This is a genomic window from Treponema pectinovorum (assembly GCF_900497595.1).
In the GTDB taxonomy this organism is placed as follows: Bacteria; Spirochaetota; Spirochaetia; order Treponematales; family Treponemataceae; genus Treponema_D; species Treponema_D pectinovorum.
In genome coordinates this window covers 190191-204029 of the sequence record NZ_UFQO01000003.1, presented here as the reverse complement: position 1 = coordinate 204029, position 13839 = coordinate 190191, and the positions used below count along the sequence as shown (strand labels likewise).

16 protein-coding genes are annotated in these 13839 nt (G+C 37.5%); 4 read left to right on the top strand and 12 right to left on the bottom strand.

Going from position 1 to position 13839, the window contains the following annotated elements; genetic code table 11:
- Nucleotides 1-24: 24 nt before the first annotated feature.
- From FXX65_RS05575 to galE, 11 genes are all read right to left on the bottom strand, one after another.
- Nucleotides 25-624, bottom strand: a complete 600-nt coding sequence (locus FXX65_RS05575; RefSeq protein ID WP_147615441.1) for a hypothetical protein — start codon at nucleotides 622-624, stop codon at nucleotides 25-27.
- Between the two features lie 42 nt (nucleotides 625-666).
- A complete protein-coding gene (locus FXX65_RS05570) occupies nucleotides 667-882 on the bottom strand; it encodes a DUF1858 domain-containing protein (protein WP_147613088.1) in 216 nt (71 codons plus the stop codon).
- A 91-nt stretch (nucleotides 883-973) separates the two neighbouring features.
- Nucleotides 974-1525, bottom strand: coding sequence for a ClbS/DfsB family four-helix bundle protein (locus FXX65_RS05565; RefSeq protein ID WP_147615440.1), 552 nt, complete (start codon nucleotides 1523-1525; stop codon nucleotides 974-976).
- A 36-nt stretch (nucleotides 1526-1561) separates the two neighbouring features.
- The gene (gene aroA / locus FXX65_RS05560) at nucleotides 1562-2920 is read right to left on the bottom strand and encodes a 3-phosphoshikimate 1-carboxyvinyltransferase (protein WP_147615439.1); all 1359 of its coding nucleotides are present in this window, start codon (nucleotides 2918-2920) and stop codon (nucleotides 1562-1564) included.
- Nucleotides 2921-2957: 37 nt separating this feature from the next.
- The gene (locus FXX65_RS05555; RefSeq protein ID WP_147615438.1) at nucleotides 2958-4028 is read right to left on the bottom strand and encodes an MraY family glycosyltransferase; all 1071 of its coding nucleotides are present in this window, start codon (nucleotides 4026-4028) and stop codon (nucleotides 2958-2960) included.
- 11 nt (nucleotides 4029-4039) lie between these two features.
- On the bottom strand, nucleotides 4040-5338 hold the full coding sequence (locus tag FXX65_RS05550) for a hypothetical protein (protein WP_147615437.1): 1299 nt from the start codon (nucleotides 5336-5338) through the stop codon (nucleotides 4040-4042).
- A gap of 39 nt (nucleotides 5339-5377) precedes the next feature.
- Nucleotides 5378-6619 (bottom strand): M20 family metallo-hydrolase, encoded by a 1242-nt coding sequence (locus FXX65_RS05545; protein WP_147615436.1) that lies wholly within the window; start codon nucleotides 6617-6619, stop codon nucleotides 5378-5380.
- 131 nt (nucleotides 6620-6750) lie between these two features.
- Nucleotides 6751-7224: a hypothetical protein gene (locus tag FXX65_RS05540; RefSeq protein WP_147615435.1), complete on the bottom strand. Its 474-nt coding sequence runs from the start codon at nucleotides 7222-7224 to the stop codon at nucleotides 6751-6753.
- The gene (locus tag FXX65_RS05535; protein ID WP_147615434.1) at nucleotides 7221-7796 is read right to left on the bottom strand and encodes an RNA polymerase sigma factor; all 576 of its coding nucleotides are present in this window, start codon (nucleotides 7794-7796) and stop codon (nucleotides 7221-7223) included. Before FXX65_RS05535 ends, FXX65_RS05540 begins: the two co-directional genes overlap by 4 nt.
- 30 nt (nucleotides 7797-7826) lie before the next feature.
- Entirely contained in the window at nucleotides 7827-8162 is a 336-nt protein-coding gene (locus FXX65_RS05530) for a hypothetical protein (RefSeq protein WP_147613096.1), read from the bottom strand.
- Between the two features lie 171 nt (nucleotides 8163-8333).
- The gene (gene galE, locus FXX65_RS05525; RefSeq protein WP_147615433.1) at nucleotides 8334-9302 is read right to left on the bottom strand and encodes a UDP-glucose 4-epimerase GalE; all 969 of its coding nucleotides are present in this window, start codon (nucleotides 9300-9302) and stop codon (nucleotides 8334-8336) included.
- 356 nt (nucleotides 9303-9658) lie between these two features.
- Here galE and FXX65_RS05520 point away from each other — a divergent pair, with 356 nt between their 5' ends.
- From FXX65_RS05520 to FXX65_RS05505, 4 genes are all read left to right on the top strand, one after another.
- Entirely contained in the window at nucleotides 9659-11191 is a 1533-nt protein-coding gene (locus FXX65_RS05520) for a carbon starvation CstA family protein (RefSeq protein WP_147615432.1), read from the top strand.
- A gap of 355 nt (nucleotides 11192-11546) precedes the next feature.
- On the top strand, nucleotides 11547-11978 hold the full coding sequence (locus FXX65_RS05515) for a PH domain-containing protein (protein WP_147615431.1): 432 nt from the start codon (nucleotides 11547-11549) through the stop codon (nucleotides 11976-11978).
- Between the two features lie 63 nt (nucleotides 11979-12041).
- Nucleotides 12042-12275 carry a CopG family transcriptional regulator gene (locus FXX65_RS05510; protein WP_147615430.1) on the top strand — a complete coding sequence of 78 codons (234 nt, stop codon included), beginning with the start codon at nucleotides 12042-12044 and terminating at the stop codon, nucleotides 12273-12275.
- Entirely contained in the window at nucleotides 12268-12540 is a 273-nt protein-coding gene (locus tag FXX65_RS05505) for a type II toxin-antitoxin system RelE family toxin (protein ID WP_147615429.1), read from the top strand. Before FXX65_RS05510 ends, FXX65_RS05505 begins: the two co-directional genes overlap by 8 nt.
- Before the next feature lie 326 nt (nucleotides 12541-12866).
- Here FXX65_RS05505 and FXX65_RS05500 read toward each other — a convergent pair whose 3' ends face one another.
- Nucleotides 12867-13766: an SPFH domain-containing protein gene (locus FXX65_RS05500; protein ID WP_147613100.1), complete on the bottom strand. Its 900-nt coding sequence runs from the start codon at nucleotides 13764-13766 to the stop codon at nucleotides 12867-12869.
- Nucleotides 13767-13839: the final 73 nt, after the last annotated feature.

Genomic DNA, 13839 nt, shown 5'->3' with positions numbered 1-13839 from the left:
GGATGTTTTTCTTAACGCAAAATCTCACTTGCGAAGAATTTTATAACACAGGCAATCGCCATTCATCACTTTAAATGCAGAATTTTCGAGCATTCCTTTCATAACTTCCAGTCTTAGTTCATAATACAAATCCGAAAAACCTTTATTCCAGAATTTCCCATGAATATCTTCGCTAAGTTCCCATTCAAAATCGTCTTCTTCGCTCTTCAATACGACGCAAACTCTGTCGCAGGGCATTCCATTCAAAAGCGAATCATCAAACGCCTTGTAGACATCGCGAGCAGAATCACACTTAACACCATGTTCCACACCAAAATCAAAGGCGGCTTTTTTTACCGCAGAAATTTTAGAACTGTCTGTTCCGCAAATCGTCGTTACAAGGGTTGCATATCGTTTTTCGGCATCCTCAATTCGCTCCTGCAACCATCCGTGAATGTTCATCGTGTCTACAAGCGAATCCAAAGGTGCAAGATTTTTCTTTACAAGCAACGAAAGGTTTTTATCTTCATCCGCTTTTAAAGAAGCCGAATCACAACACCTGTCAAAAATGAACGCCGTCAATCCTTCCTGAAATCTTATCTTTTCGTAAAGCCAAAAGTGTATCGGTCCTAAAAAACTGCTCATATAAAACTCCAACTAAACATTTTTTGCAAAATAAATTGGCATTTATTTTGAGTTGAGTTTTTCGTTTACTTTTTTAACTACATCTTCCGGGTTAAGCCCGTGAACAAAAGCCGCATCGTTTAAACTTTCCATCTGCGATGAAGGGCAGCCAAGACAATGCATTCCAATTTCCATCAAAGTATCTATCGCTTCTGGAAAATCCTTTACAATCTGCCCAACGAGCATGTCTCCGCTAACTTTTTTTTCTACCTCTGCCATAAATTCCTCCATTAGAGTTTTTCAAAATCATTTTGATATTGCTAAAAGATAATTCAAATAAAGAAAAGACTTTGTTGCCTATGCAACATTTTTACAATTTATTTTTGCTTTGAACCGTTTTTTTATGTTCTCTTAACTTTTTTAATGCCCATTCATAGTGGCTTGCTGTTGCACTTACAAAATATTGCCCTATTGAACTTGTCCCTACCCAATCGTATTTATTTTTTGTAAAAAGTTCTTCGTCGTCCATTGTTTCGATGAGTGCGAGGATTTCTTTGTAGGAAGCGTCTAGTTTTTGTTTTGCTGTTTCTAAGGAAATATTTTGACATTCGCTCCAAATTTCTTGGTTCATATTACCGTAATTTTTCCAATTGTAGCCTTGCCGCAAAAACTGTATGCGATTTCCAGCTTTATTATTTTTTACCCAACGAATAGCAAGATTATGCCACGCATCGAGATGCATAATAACATCGCGGAGATTTTTATCTCTTGCCCAGTGTGCTTGTTTTTTCTTAGAATCATAGGAAAAATCAAACGGTGTATTCAATTCTTTATCCGTCATCTGCAAAATGAAATCTTGCAATTTCTTATAAGATTCTGTTGCACTTACAATTAATTCTGTTTTGTTTTTTGCTCTTGGCATAAAATTCTCTCCATTGGAAAAAGTGATTTATCCTATTTAATATTTAAAATTTGCTCCAAGGCTTTTATTCATAACTTCAAAAAAATGTGGAAAGCTTACCGCACAACACTCGCCATCTTTTACTGTCAGCGTTTCGCCTTCGGCAAGAGCAAGTCCGAGGCACGAAAGCGACATCGCCATCCTGTGATCATCATAACTTTCTACAATTCCACCGTGCAACTTTTTGCCACCTTTAATCACAAGCGAATCTTCTTTTTCTTCGATATTTGCACCGAGTTTTTTAAGTTCCAAAGTCAAAACCTTTAGTCTGTCGGTTTCCTTTCTCCTGCACACTTGCGCATCTTCTAAAATTACCGTTCCTTCTATCTGCGTTGCAATTACCGCCAAAGCACAGATTGCATCAGGAAACGCACTCATCTTTACCTTAAGTTCGCCATTTGGCAAAGCCTTTGTCGAAAGTTTTCCAATTCCATCCTTTGCTTTTTTGCCACCGCTGACCAAAAGCGTATTTTTTTGCTTGTTCCAAACGATGTCGGCGCCAACGCTTTTTAAAATGTCGACAATCGCGTCATCGCCTTGAGTTCCGCTTGAATCCACATTTTCTATTGTAATTTGAGAATCCGTCATCAATGCTGCTACAAGCGGAAAAGCAACTCCTTCCCAATCGCTCGGAATCGTAACATCAAACGCTTTTAATTCGTTTCGGTTTTCGACTTCTATCTTTTTAAAATCTTCGCTTATTGAACAAAAAACTCCAACTTTTTCGAGCCATTTTTGCGTCATCGTAAGATAAGGAGTTTCCTTTGGATTTGTAAGCGTTATGGTCAACTTTTTTTTCATCAGAATGCTTGCCATCATAAGACCGCTTATGTACTGGCTTGAAATTTCGCCTGTGGTTGTAACTTTATCGCCACTTATAGAACCTTTTATGACGATTGGGCAGCCGTTATGATTAGGGATTGCACTTTCAGCACGCGCACCAAGTTGATTCAGCACATCCAAAACATGTTCTACTGGACGCTTTTTAATTGAATCATCGCCTGTAAAAATGCTTATTCCATCAAAGTTTGCAACTATCGGTGCTAGAAAATACAAGAGCGAACCTGAATTTCCAACATTTACAACATCGCTCGGAAGATGAATATTTTTTCCAGCTCCATCTACAATCCACTGCGAAACAGGCTCGTCTTCTTTAGAAAGATTTAATTCAACCTTTGAACCTATCAGCGGCACGGCAGCAGCTGTAGAAAGGCAGTCTGCACTTGGCAAAGGATTTTTTATTGTAGATTTTCCGTCTGCAAGGGTTGCCAATATCAACGCTCGTATCGTATGAGATTTTGAGCCGGGAACTGTTATCTTTCCATAAAGATTTGCATGCTGTGCAACTATATCCATCATTTTCCTCTTTTATAAAATGAAAGTTTGAACTGTTTTATCGAACTTTGAATAAAATTCCTATAACTGCAAGCGTTATTAAAAGCTGTAACATCATGAATTTTATTAAAACTTGAGTAGGCGACCAGCCGTGTTTTATGCGCATCTGATCGTGCAAAGGAAATCTTATTGTTGAAAATATCACTATATGACAAAATCTTTTTAAAAAGACTTTCATCAAGCCCATTCCGCCGTTTATAAAAATTATCGTGGAAGTTGCAAAAATCATAAAAGGGTTGCCGCTAAGCATTACGCAAAGTCCAATGTAAAATCCCAAAGAACGACTTCCCGCATCGCCCATCAGACACTTGCTCGGAAAAGCATTGTGCCACAGGTATCCCATTAAAACGCCTGCAAGGCAAAATGTCATAACAGCCCAACTTGCGCCTTCTGCAAAATGCGGAACCAAAAGATACGAGGCGATGTCTATGTGTCCTAAAATAAAATAAAAAACGACTCCCAAAGTTAAAAGTGCAATCAAAACCAAAGTTGAACTTAAACCGTCAACGCCATCGGTGCAGTTTGTCGTGTTTACAGAAGTCCAAAGCATAATCGTAGAAATTAAAACAAAAAGCCAAGGAGCAACAGCAATTTTATGAGTTAAAAATGGAAGCCAAAAATAGATTTTTGAATCCGCATCCAAATTCCGTAAATAGATAGCCATTAAAACAGAAGCAGTAACAGAAATTATCAAATCCAAAAAAGCCTTTCTGTATTCGCCCCAACTAGAATCGCTCCTATCGTCCAAAAAACCTGTGAGCATCATAAGCCAGGTTAAAATTAAGACGCAGCATTTAAACCAGTCCAAAGGAACAAAAATCGCACTCAAAAGAGCAAAAACCGTTATAAAAAATATTCCAACTCCGGTGGGTTTGCCCATTGCAGCTTCCGCAGTTAAAGTGAATTCTCTGCCTCTGTCATGTGGCATAAGAAAATAAAAATGAGGCATCAAATATCGCACTATTAAAAATCCAGTATACAGAGCAAGAACGATTAAAACCGTATACGACTGCAAAAGTCTAGCAGGTCCAAAATATTTTGTTAGTAGACCACCAATATAATAAAGCATAGTTTTGTATTTTATCGAAGACAGGCCGCTTCTACAAGATTTAGATTTTCTGCTACGAGATTTAAATCTTTTTCTTGCGAATATTGAACAAATTTTCCTCTGCAAAAATTCACTTTTACAGTGTAATTTCCAGGCTCTAAGTTTATGCCGCTTACGCTTGCACTTGCAGGAAAGTATCTTGAACACCTTACATCCGCACGCTCAATAAACTCTGTTGCAAGTTGATGTATAAAACTAAATGTTCCTAAGAGAAGTGCAACTTCAGGAGCTGTATCCTTATCGTTACTCACTTGCTGCAAACCTGAATTTATAGCGGTGCGTGCAATCGAGCGAGCCAAAGACTTTGCAAATATGAGCGAATAATTCCTCTGGAAAGTATCCAACGCAATGTCTTCTATCGATTCGATTTTTTCAAGTTCAAATTTTTTTTGTTCAAGCGAGTTTTTATTAAAAACCTCAACTTCAATTCGATTGATATGAGACGGTTGCTTTTCCATTTCTGGAAGTGCAAGTTTATACCAATGATTAAAATCCCACGGCACGCGAATTACATTTTCTTTTTTTACAGGTGCTCTTCCGCTAAATGCTATTACATTTAAACGAGCCATATCTTTTGGAACAGAAAGTTCATCTTTAACACAGGAAGGAATTTCAAAAGGATAGAGTGAAGGTTGACTTTTAAATACCTTAGCGATAAATCGCTGGTCAACTTCCGCATTTCCAAAGTCGCCATCTGCACGATAGAGCAAGAGGCTTAAATAACGAGCCAAAGCAGAATCTGAAAATTGAACAGAAACATTTTTGACCTTAACTTCGGATTCGCTATTCAAATTATCGACTTCTGCGTTGTATTTTTGCTTTAAAACTTTTAGCTTATTGTCAAATCGCCTTACTTCTACCATTGCAGATTCATTTTTTTGCAAGGCAAGATAATTTAACGCCATAAAAATATTCGTGTAGATATTTTCAAAATCTTCGCCTGCGTAGTCTTTTACATTGTCGTTTGTAACACCGCTTGCGATTGTCTGCGTTATGCTGGTCGCGGAAAAATCTTCCATCAATTTTTCTGATTGAGAAAGCGACTCGTTAGAAACTTGACTTAAGCCTTCAAAATGTTCTAAAACGCCCTTGTCCAAAAGATACAGAACTTTGTCACGAGATGTGTATATGGAAGATTTATTTTCATCAAGTTCCATACGAACCTGAGAATACCGTCCTCCACCCAAATTTGAATATATCCTTGAATAATTATAATCTGCCATTGTAACGCAACTCGTAAACAAAAAAGCAGAACCAAAGAGTATATTCAAAAATTGATTAGCACATCTTTGCTTAAAAGCCAAAACGATTTACTCCTGTAAGAACAAGGCGCAAAGTGTTTTTGAATCTGCAATCGTATTTCCTAAAATGCTGTATTCATTTGGCTGATGGCAAACGCTGTCCATGGTAGACCAGATTGCACAATCATAACCTAAACTTCTTAACTCGCCGCCAACAGTTCCGCCTCCAATTCCTATAGGATAAGCGTCTATCGAGTGAGCAGTTTTTATCGCTTGAGTTAATTTTTGCACAACAGGAGAAGTAACTGGCGTTGCAGGAGATTGCTGGTGCTGAACCTGTGTTATTTCAACTTTTACACCATATTTTTTTTCTATCTGCTCAGCACGATTTTTTACTTCTGCAAATACCTGTTCCAAAGTGTAGCGAGGCAAAATTCTGCAATCCATATAAAAAACATCGTCGCCAGGAATTATATTTACAGAATCAACATTTGCTTCTTTTTTTGTTGGCTGAAAAGTCGAATTTTTTGGCGAAAAGATTGGGTCGACTTCATCAAAAAAGTTTTCCAAATCGTTTAATCTTAGCGCAAGGTCGCAAGCGGCAAGGTGAGCATTTTTTCCTTTTCCTGGCATTGAACCGTGAGTCTGCTGCCCTATCGTATGCACTTTTAACCACATTATGTTTTTTTCTGCAACTTCAATGGTTTCTCCTTTTTGATCTCCTCCGTCTGGAATCAAAATCAAATCGTCCTTTTTAAAAAGCGATTCGTGTTCTTTTAAAAGATATTTTATTCCAAAATCAGAACCGCACTCTTCATCTGCCATGAACAAAAGTTTTACCGTATATTCAGGCGTGATGTCATATTCTTTTAAAGCCAAAGCCGCTAAAACTCCGCTTACAAGTCCTTGCTGATTGTCTTCAACTCCACGACCGACAATTCTGTCGTTTTTTTCATCGTATAAGACTTTCCAAGGATCGCTGTTCCAAAGTTTTAAGTTGCCAACGGGAACAACATCAAGGTGAGCCATGCTCCAGACTGCCTGCGATTTTTTTCCGGGGATCGTCAAAACAAGATTTGGACGCACTCCAGAAGAAACCCTCGAGTCAGGCGCATCGTATTGTGAAAACTGACTTTCGTTGAATCCTTTTTCTAAAAGCCAGTTTTTTAAAGCAGCACATTTCTTGGATTCTCCATCGCCACCGCTTTGTGGAGCAATAGAAGGAATTGAAGTAAGAAGAGTCTGCAACTCTATAATTGTTGGACGTGATTTTTCAAGAAAATCATTTAAAAGTGTATAATTATTATTCATGCTGTAGATTTTAACACAAAAGAGCGAGTGTGAAAATTGCAGATTTTTCGCAATAACAGCAGACTAAAATGTATTTATAGAAGAATGAGAAAATGATTTTTATTTTTTGCTATGCAGCCTTGTGCATTTTTTTATTCGTGCAAGGCGACATTATGCAATTTTTTTGTGTCAATTTTTTTTATGAAAAAATCCATATTAACGGCTATAAAAGCGGCACAATATGCCGTAACAAAAACTGCAAAAATCATATAAAACCAAAACAGATAAGTTTGATTTTGAGTTTTGCTCAAAAAGAACCCAGAAAGAACAAAAAACAACATCATAAGCAAGCCGCTAAAAACCCAGCTTAGCATAGAAACAGGCTTTAAATTTGTAAACCACTGTGGACTCGCAGATTTTAACGAATGCATAAAATCTTTTTTGGAATTAAAGATAGAAAGTTTTAATGGCTCTAAGGCAAGCGATTCCGCCTTTGTTAAAAGCCTAACCTTTGTTCTACAGTCTTTACAAAAAAGCAGATGAAAAGAATCCAGCAATTTAAGATGTTCGCCTTTATCGAGTTCAAAAAAAGAATTCATAACTTTTTCACATTTTTTACCACTCATAAAACCCCCTTAAGCCGCTGTGCAAGCAATTTTTTTGCCCTGAATATATGCGATTTTACAGTGTTCACAGGAAAACCTGTTATTTCAGAAATTTCAGAATATTTTAGGCCATGGAAAAAATACATTTCAACACAGGCACCAAAATTTTCAGGCAATAGTGAAATTCCTTCTCGAATCACTTCCAAAGTAATTTTTTTAATTTCTTCATCTTCTGGAGTTAAATCCTTTGCGACAATCAATTCTTCGTCTGCAAGCGGTGCATATTCCTGGCGGCGAGTTATAGAATTGACCGCAGCATTATATGCAATTTTTGTTATCCAAGTTCTAAACGAAGAAGTAAATTTGAAACTCGAAAGATTCATGTAGACTTTGACAAAGACTTCTTGCATAAAATCATCTGTATCGTCGAGATTGCGAAAAAAACTCATTCCTAAGGCACAAATCCTTTTTTTGTAATAGGAAATAAGGTGTTCAAACGATTTTGAATCTCCACGCAAGGTTGCTTTTATAAGAATTTCATCGCGCTTATTAATGAGTAATTTTTCAATGTTGCTCAATGTTTTGTTTGGCATAAGGCGATTTTAAAACTGCAAGCCTTTTGTCTAATTCCAGTCGTTAACCTTGTAAAAAATAATCAAACAAATTCCAATCGCAAATGGAACTAAGCCTCCAAGCAACGAAGGTGAAATTCCTCCAGTAAGTGCAAAAAACAAAGTCAGAATAAAACCTATCCCAGTGAGCAAAAGCCCTATCAAAAGCGAATAAGACTTCAGGTCAAATTTTCCTCGATTGTAAATACCTGCCGCAATCTGCTTGTTGACTTCTAAATGATGCCACAAAAGAGAAAAAAATATTACTATCCCTCCGATTGAAATTCCTACGATTGGAATTATAGCTATAATAACCTGTGCAGCCGAACTTATTATCTTTTGATCCATTTTTACTCCCCTATAAGAATCTAGCCTATACTTATGTTGCTTAGTTTTATTGTATTGTTGTGCGGGTTTATTGTTGTTGCAGAAGAAAAGCGTTGTGCAATATAAAAATCTCGCAGCTTTTTATAATTGCATAGCATTTTACTTACAGCACAAAAATCGTTCAATTGCTTATCAACGCCTTGTGTACGCTTTGTAAGTAGTTTCTATTAATGTGTGAACATCGGAATATTTTGGCTTCCATCCCAATTTTTCCCATGCAAGTTTAGAAGAGGCAACAAGATTTGCAGGATCTCCAGGTCTTCGTTCAACAAACTCTGCAGGAATTTCTTTCCCTGTTATAGCACGTGCCTCTTCGAGCATCTCTTTTACGCTAACTCCAGTTTCGCTTCCAAGATTCACCGTAAGATTTTCGCCATTTTTTGCAATATATTCCAACGCTTTTACATGAGCTATAGCCAAATCGTTAACGTGAACATAATCTCTAATGCAAGTTCCATCCCTTGTTGGATAATCGCTTCCAAAAACTTTCATGCTCTTTCTCATTCCACAGGCTGTTTCCATTATAACTGGCAAAAGGTTTGCAGGATTTTGCTCAAGCCCACAAGGAAAACCTTCCACATCGTAACCGGCCGCATTAAAATATCGCAAGGCTGCATAATTGAGACCTTTTAACTTTGAATACCAATCCATAAGTTCTTCGATTTTTAATTTTGTAAAACCATAATAATTTTCTGGATTTTTTGGATGCACTTCGTCAATCGGCAGATATTGTGGCTCGCCAAAAACCGCCGCACTCGACGAAAAAACCATATTTTTGCAACCGTGTTTTACCGCGCTGTTAATTATATTTACAGTGCCATTCAAATTGTTTATTGAATATTTTTCTGGGCAGAGCATAGATTCTCCAGCAGCTTTAAAAGCCGCAAGGTGAATAAAAGCGTCAAAGCCTTTTTCAAATGCGCTATCCAAATCTCGCTCAATCAAAATGTTGCCATAGATAAAATCGTTTTCTCCAAAAAGATTTTGCCGCAATCCAGAAGAAAGGTTATCAAAAACGCAAACTGAATGTCCCGCCTTCATCAATTCTTTTACGACATGCGAGCCAATATAACCTGCTCCACCAATAACCAAAACCTTCATAAAACCTCCAGAAAAACGGGCGGTCCGGCACAGCCAGAAGACAGTGCCGTCGCTATGTACGCCCTTACGCTATCGCTCCATCCGCCGCCGTAGCAATGCAAGACAAAAGAAGCGGCGGACTTACGGGGCTTCCAGCGCTACCGCAAAGCAATCTAAGTCTATCACTTTTTTATTTTGAATAAAACATCAGATTTGTAACAAAAAAAAAGTAAAATATGTTACTTAAAATTTTACAAAGTTTAAATTCAGCCTTAGACTAAGTAAGTGAATTAAGAAATTTTGGCACTTATGTCAAAAAAAAATGGATGTTTGTAAAAAACATATATTTGCACGAAAGTTTTAAAAAGGGGGTACTTATGATAACTTTCTTTGCTGCATTGGTCATCTTAATTGTTGGTTACTTTGTCTACGGCAAAATTGTAGAAAAGATTTTTAAACCTAGCGACGCTGCGACGCCTGCCATCGCAAATCCAGATGGCATAGACTACGTTCCGATTTCAACGCCAAAAGCGTTCCTAATCCAGTTGCTAAACATCGCAGGTCTTGGACCTATCTTTGGTGCAATTTCTGGAGCAATGTGGGGACCTAGTGTTTACATTTGGATTGTAGGCGGAACTCTTTTTGCTGGTGCAGTTCATGACTTTTTATCAGGAATGCTTTCTGAACGCAACGACGGTGCGAGTATCTCAGAAGTTACAGGTAAATATCTCGGAAAAGGCATGCACAATGTAATGAGAGTCTTCTCTGTAGTTCTCTTGGTAATGGTTGGCGTTGTATTTATGGTAGGACCTGCAGGACTTCTTGCACTCCTAACTCCAGAATACCTCGATGTAAAAGTTTGGACAGTTATAATCCTAATCTATTACTTCCTTGCTACTTTGCTTCCAATCGACAAAATCATCGGAAAAATCTATCCAATATTTGGACTTCTCCTGATTTTAATGGCTTTGGGAATTGGAATTGGAACTTTAATCCATTCTGGCGAACGTCCAATGATGGAACTCACCCTTAAAAATCTCTATCCAGGAACTGTAGACAATGTAACAGGCGCAATCACTGGTGTAAGACCAATATGGCCACTCATGTTCATAACAGTTGCCTGCGGTGCAATTTCTGGCTTCCATGCTACACAGTCGCCAATAGTTTCTCGCTGTATAAAGAGCGAACGCGAAGGTCGTAAGATATTCTACGGCGCAATGGTTGCAGAAGGTATAATCGCTTTGATTTGGGCTGCTGCTGCTGTAACATTCTTCTGGAACAAAGACGGCTCTGGAACTGGACTTGCTGCATTAAAAGCAATAGGCGGAGGAAACTCAAAATCTGTTTATGCAATGTGCGTAGCTTTGTTAGGCAAAATTGGTGGACCTATAGCACTCTTAGGCGTAATCGTATGTCCAATCACATCTGGAGATACAGCATTCCGCAGTGCGAGAATGACTCTTTTTGACTGGTTCAAATTGGATGAAACAAAACTCAAAGTTCGCCTTTCAATTGCAACACCACTATTGTTAATTGGATACGGAATTTCATTTATAAACTACGGCGTAATCTGGCGATACTTCTCTTGGTCAAACCAGACAATCGCAATGATAGTTCTTTGGGCAGGAGCAGTTTATCTTGCAACAAACTATGGAACAAATCCAAATCGCTGTTGGCTCGCTGCAATTCCAGCAACATTTATGTCTGCCGTAAGTATGACATACCTTATGTACGCACCAGAATGTATTAACTTAGGTGCAAAAGGCCCTGTTGGACTTACAATTTCTTACGCAGTAGGAATCGTAATTGCACTTGTATTCTTGGCAATATTCATATTCACCGCATACTTGCATCCAGAAAAGAGCCTCGAAAAACAAAAGCAGGTAATCATCACAAGAAAACTGCACTAATTGCTTAGTTTTTACTAAAGGTTAGCCAGTCAGCCTGTAAGAAATTTAATTTTTTACAGGCTGATTTTTTTGTTCAAATAAAAATAAAGGAGGGGAAAGCTTTCCCCTCGCTCCCAAGTCCTCGTCGCCTTGCTCCTGCGGTCTTGTACGCTACCCCTTCCAGCGGGGACACCCCGCAGCGTCCCGGTATTATGATAGTAATCAAACAATTAAGATATTAAGTTCTGAGATTATTATTGATTTCATCTATAAAAAAATTACCTAACACCTGCTTCAAACTGAAATTCCTTTTGCGGAAATTCAGGTTAAGACAAAAATAGGACGATGACTTCAGCACCAAATAGGATAACGATATATGAAATTTTCAATGACGCAACCGACTAATATTTCCAATATGATAATAATTTTTGCCATATTAACTTTTTTTGTATTTATTTCTATTGTGCTTATTTCCGCCCGATTTTATAAGATAGAAATCAAGGATAAACATTTTATGATTAAAGGATTGGTTTATAATACGTCTCTTGAATTAGCTGAAATTGATGTGGATAACGTAAGACTAATTAATATGAATGAAGAACAAATAAAAATGGATATGAGAACAAATGGAATAGGCTTGCCCGGTTTATTAGTTGGATGGTTTAAAAGCGATGGGGAAAAATATAAGTTATATGTGACCGACAAAGAGAATGTTTTATATATTCCGACAAAAAAGGGGTATACAATTTTAATAAGCACTCTTTCGGGAAAAGAAATACTGGAAGAGTTAAGAAAGCAAAATTATTAAGCCTCAGAAACAAATAATTGACGTTTTGAATATAAATGAATACATTTGAAGCAGGGGTGTGAAATGGCAAGGACAATTACCGTTCGTATTGATGACAGTACATATGACATTTTCAAACTGGCTGCCGATGGGCAGAAAAGAACAATCTCAAATTATCTGGAATACGCGACGCTTAACTACACTATGAATGAAGCAATTGTCGATGATATCGAAATGAATGAAATACTCAAGTGTGATGAAGATATTAAAAAAGGTTTGTCTGATATTTCAGCAGGAAGGTATCGCATAATTGACTAAGTATCGCATAGCAGAAACCGAAACATTTGAGAAAAAGATAAAATCTTCAAAATACAAATCGTTATACAAAAAGATAACAGAATACGTATATCCGATTTTGCGCGAAAATCCATATTTTGGCTCAAACATTAAAAAACTCAAAGGTAATTACAAAGACCTGTATCGCTTTAGAATAGGGGATTATCGTTTATTCTATAAAATATCAGAAGATACAGTCATTGTATTTATCATTGATATTGAAGCAAGAAAAGATGCATATAAATAATAATCCTAACACAGTTTTACAACCTGAGGTCGTTTTCTGTAAGGAAATTATTAAAACATCGCTTCGCGACTGGCGAATCAAAGACGAATCACTAGCCAAGCCCGTTTGCGATTTTTAACCAATGTTATGTTCACATACCACTAGAGTGGTATAAAACGATAAATCAAATTTTAAGGTAAAATGCAATTACACATAAAATAATTTAAAATGCTTCACAATCATCATCGTCATCATCACTTCAAAAAAAATTGTTCCAGGATATAAAATTACATACACCCTGGAACAACTCTTTAGATAACGCTCTTTCAAGTCGGCAAGCGGTATTTTTATTTTCCTTTTGCTACTTCTACGGCGGAAGTTACAAATCCTGCCATATTCTGTATATCCGAGGGAACTATTATCTTTGTTGACTGGCCGTTGCTCACAACTTCTAGCGCTTCCAGACTCCTTAGCTTTAACACGCTTTCGCCTATTCCTGCCTCCTGCAACATTTTTAGTCCGCGTGCTTTTGCGCTTTGAATCTCTAAAATTGCTTCTGCTTCGCCTTTTGCCCTTTGGATTGCAGCTTCTTTTGTCGCTTCTGCTTCCAGTATAAGGGATTGTTTTTTGCCTTCTGCTTCCAATATTGAACTTTGTTTATGACCTTCTGCTATGAGTATCTGCTCACGTCTCTCACGTTCTGCCTTCATCTGTTTTTCCATTGCTTCGCGGATTGCCTGCGGTGGTTCAATATTTTTTACTTCTACACGATTTACTTTTATGCCCCACGGGTCTGTCGCTTCATCAAGAATTGAGCGCATCTTTGTATTTATAACATCACGACTCGTCAGAGATTCATCCAATTCAAGTTCGCCAATTATATTGCGCAGCGTTGTAGCACTTAAATTTTCAAGCGCATTTATCGGTTTTTCAACACCGTATGTGTAAAGCTTTGGATCTGTAATCTGAAAGTAAACAACCGTGTCTATCATCATAGTAACATTGTCTTTTGTGATTACCGGCTGCGGAGGAAAATCGAAAACCTTTTCTTTTAACGACATCTTGTTTGAAATTCGGTCTATAAAAGGCAATTTTACATGCAAGCCAACTTTCCACGTGGCATTGTAACCACCGAGTCTTTCTATAACAAAAGCATAAGACTGAGGCACAATTCTTATATTTGCGATGAGTAGTAAAGCAAATATAACCAGAAGAGCAATAAGGATGTAAACAGTTTGTGAAATCATACAGGACTCCAAATTATTTTTATTTAACCGCTCGCACAAAAGCGAAGACAGCATACTATAAAATTTTGCAACG

Bases quoted from the DNA above. Each gene is read 5' to 3' on its own strand.
- FXX65_RS05575 (WP_147615441.1), bottom strand. From the start codon at position 624: ATGAGCAGTTTTTTAGGACCGATACACTTTTGGCTTTACGAAAAGATA.
- FXX65_RS05570 (WP_147613088.1), bottom strand. From the start codon at position 882: ATGGCAGAGGTAGAAAAAAAAGTTAGCGGAGACATGCTCGTTGGGCAG.
- FXX65_RS05565 (WP_147615440.1), bottom strand. From the start codon at position 1,525: ATGCCAAGAGCAAAAAACAAAACAGAATTAATTGTAAGTGCAACAGAA.
- aroA (WP_147615439.1), bottom strand. From the start codon at position 2,920: ATGGATATAGTTGCACAGCATGCAAATCTTTATGGAAAGATAACAGTT.
- FXX65_RS05555 (WP_147615438.1), bottom strand. From the start codon at position 4,028: ATGCTTTATTATATTGGTGGTCTACTAACAAAATATTTTGGACCTGCT.
- FXX65_RS05545 (WP_147615436.1), bottom strand. From the start codon at position 6,619: ATGAATAATAATTATACACTTTTAAATGATTTTCTTGAAAAATCACGT.
- FXX65_RS05540 (WP_147615435.1), bottom strand. From the start codon at position 7,224: ATGAGTGGTAAAAAATGTGAAAAAGTTATGAATTCTTTTTTTGAACTC.
- FXX65_RS05535 (WP_147615434.1), bottom strand. From the start codon at position 7,796: ATGCCAAACAAAACATTGAGCAACATTGAAAAATTACTCATTAATAAG.
- FXX65_RS05530 (WP_147613096.1), bottom strand. From the start codon at position 8,162: ATGGATCAAAAGATAATAAGTTCGGCTGCACAGGTTATTATAGCTATA.
- galE (WP_147615433.1), bottom strand. From the start codon at position 9,302: ATGAAGGTTTTGGTTATTGGTGGAGCAGGTTATATTGGCTCGCATGTC.
- FXX65_RS05520 (WP_147615432.1), top strand. From the start codon at position 9,659: ATGATAACTTTCTTTGCTGCATTGGTCATCTTAATTGTTGGTTACTTT.
- FXX65_RS05515 (WP_147615431.1), top strand. From the start codon at position 11,547: ATGAAATTTTCAATGACGCAACCGACTAATATTTCCAATATGATAATA.
- FXX65_RS05510 (WP_147615430.1), top strand. From the start codon at position 12,042: ATGGCAAGGACAATTACCGTTCGTATTGATGACAGTACATATGACATT.
- FXX65_RS05500 (WP_147613100.1), bottom strand. From the start codon at position 13,766: ATGATTTCACAAACTGTTTACATCCTTATTGCTCTTCTGGTTATATTT.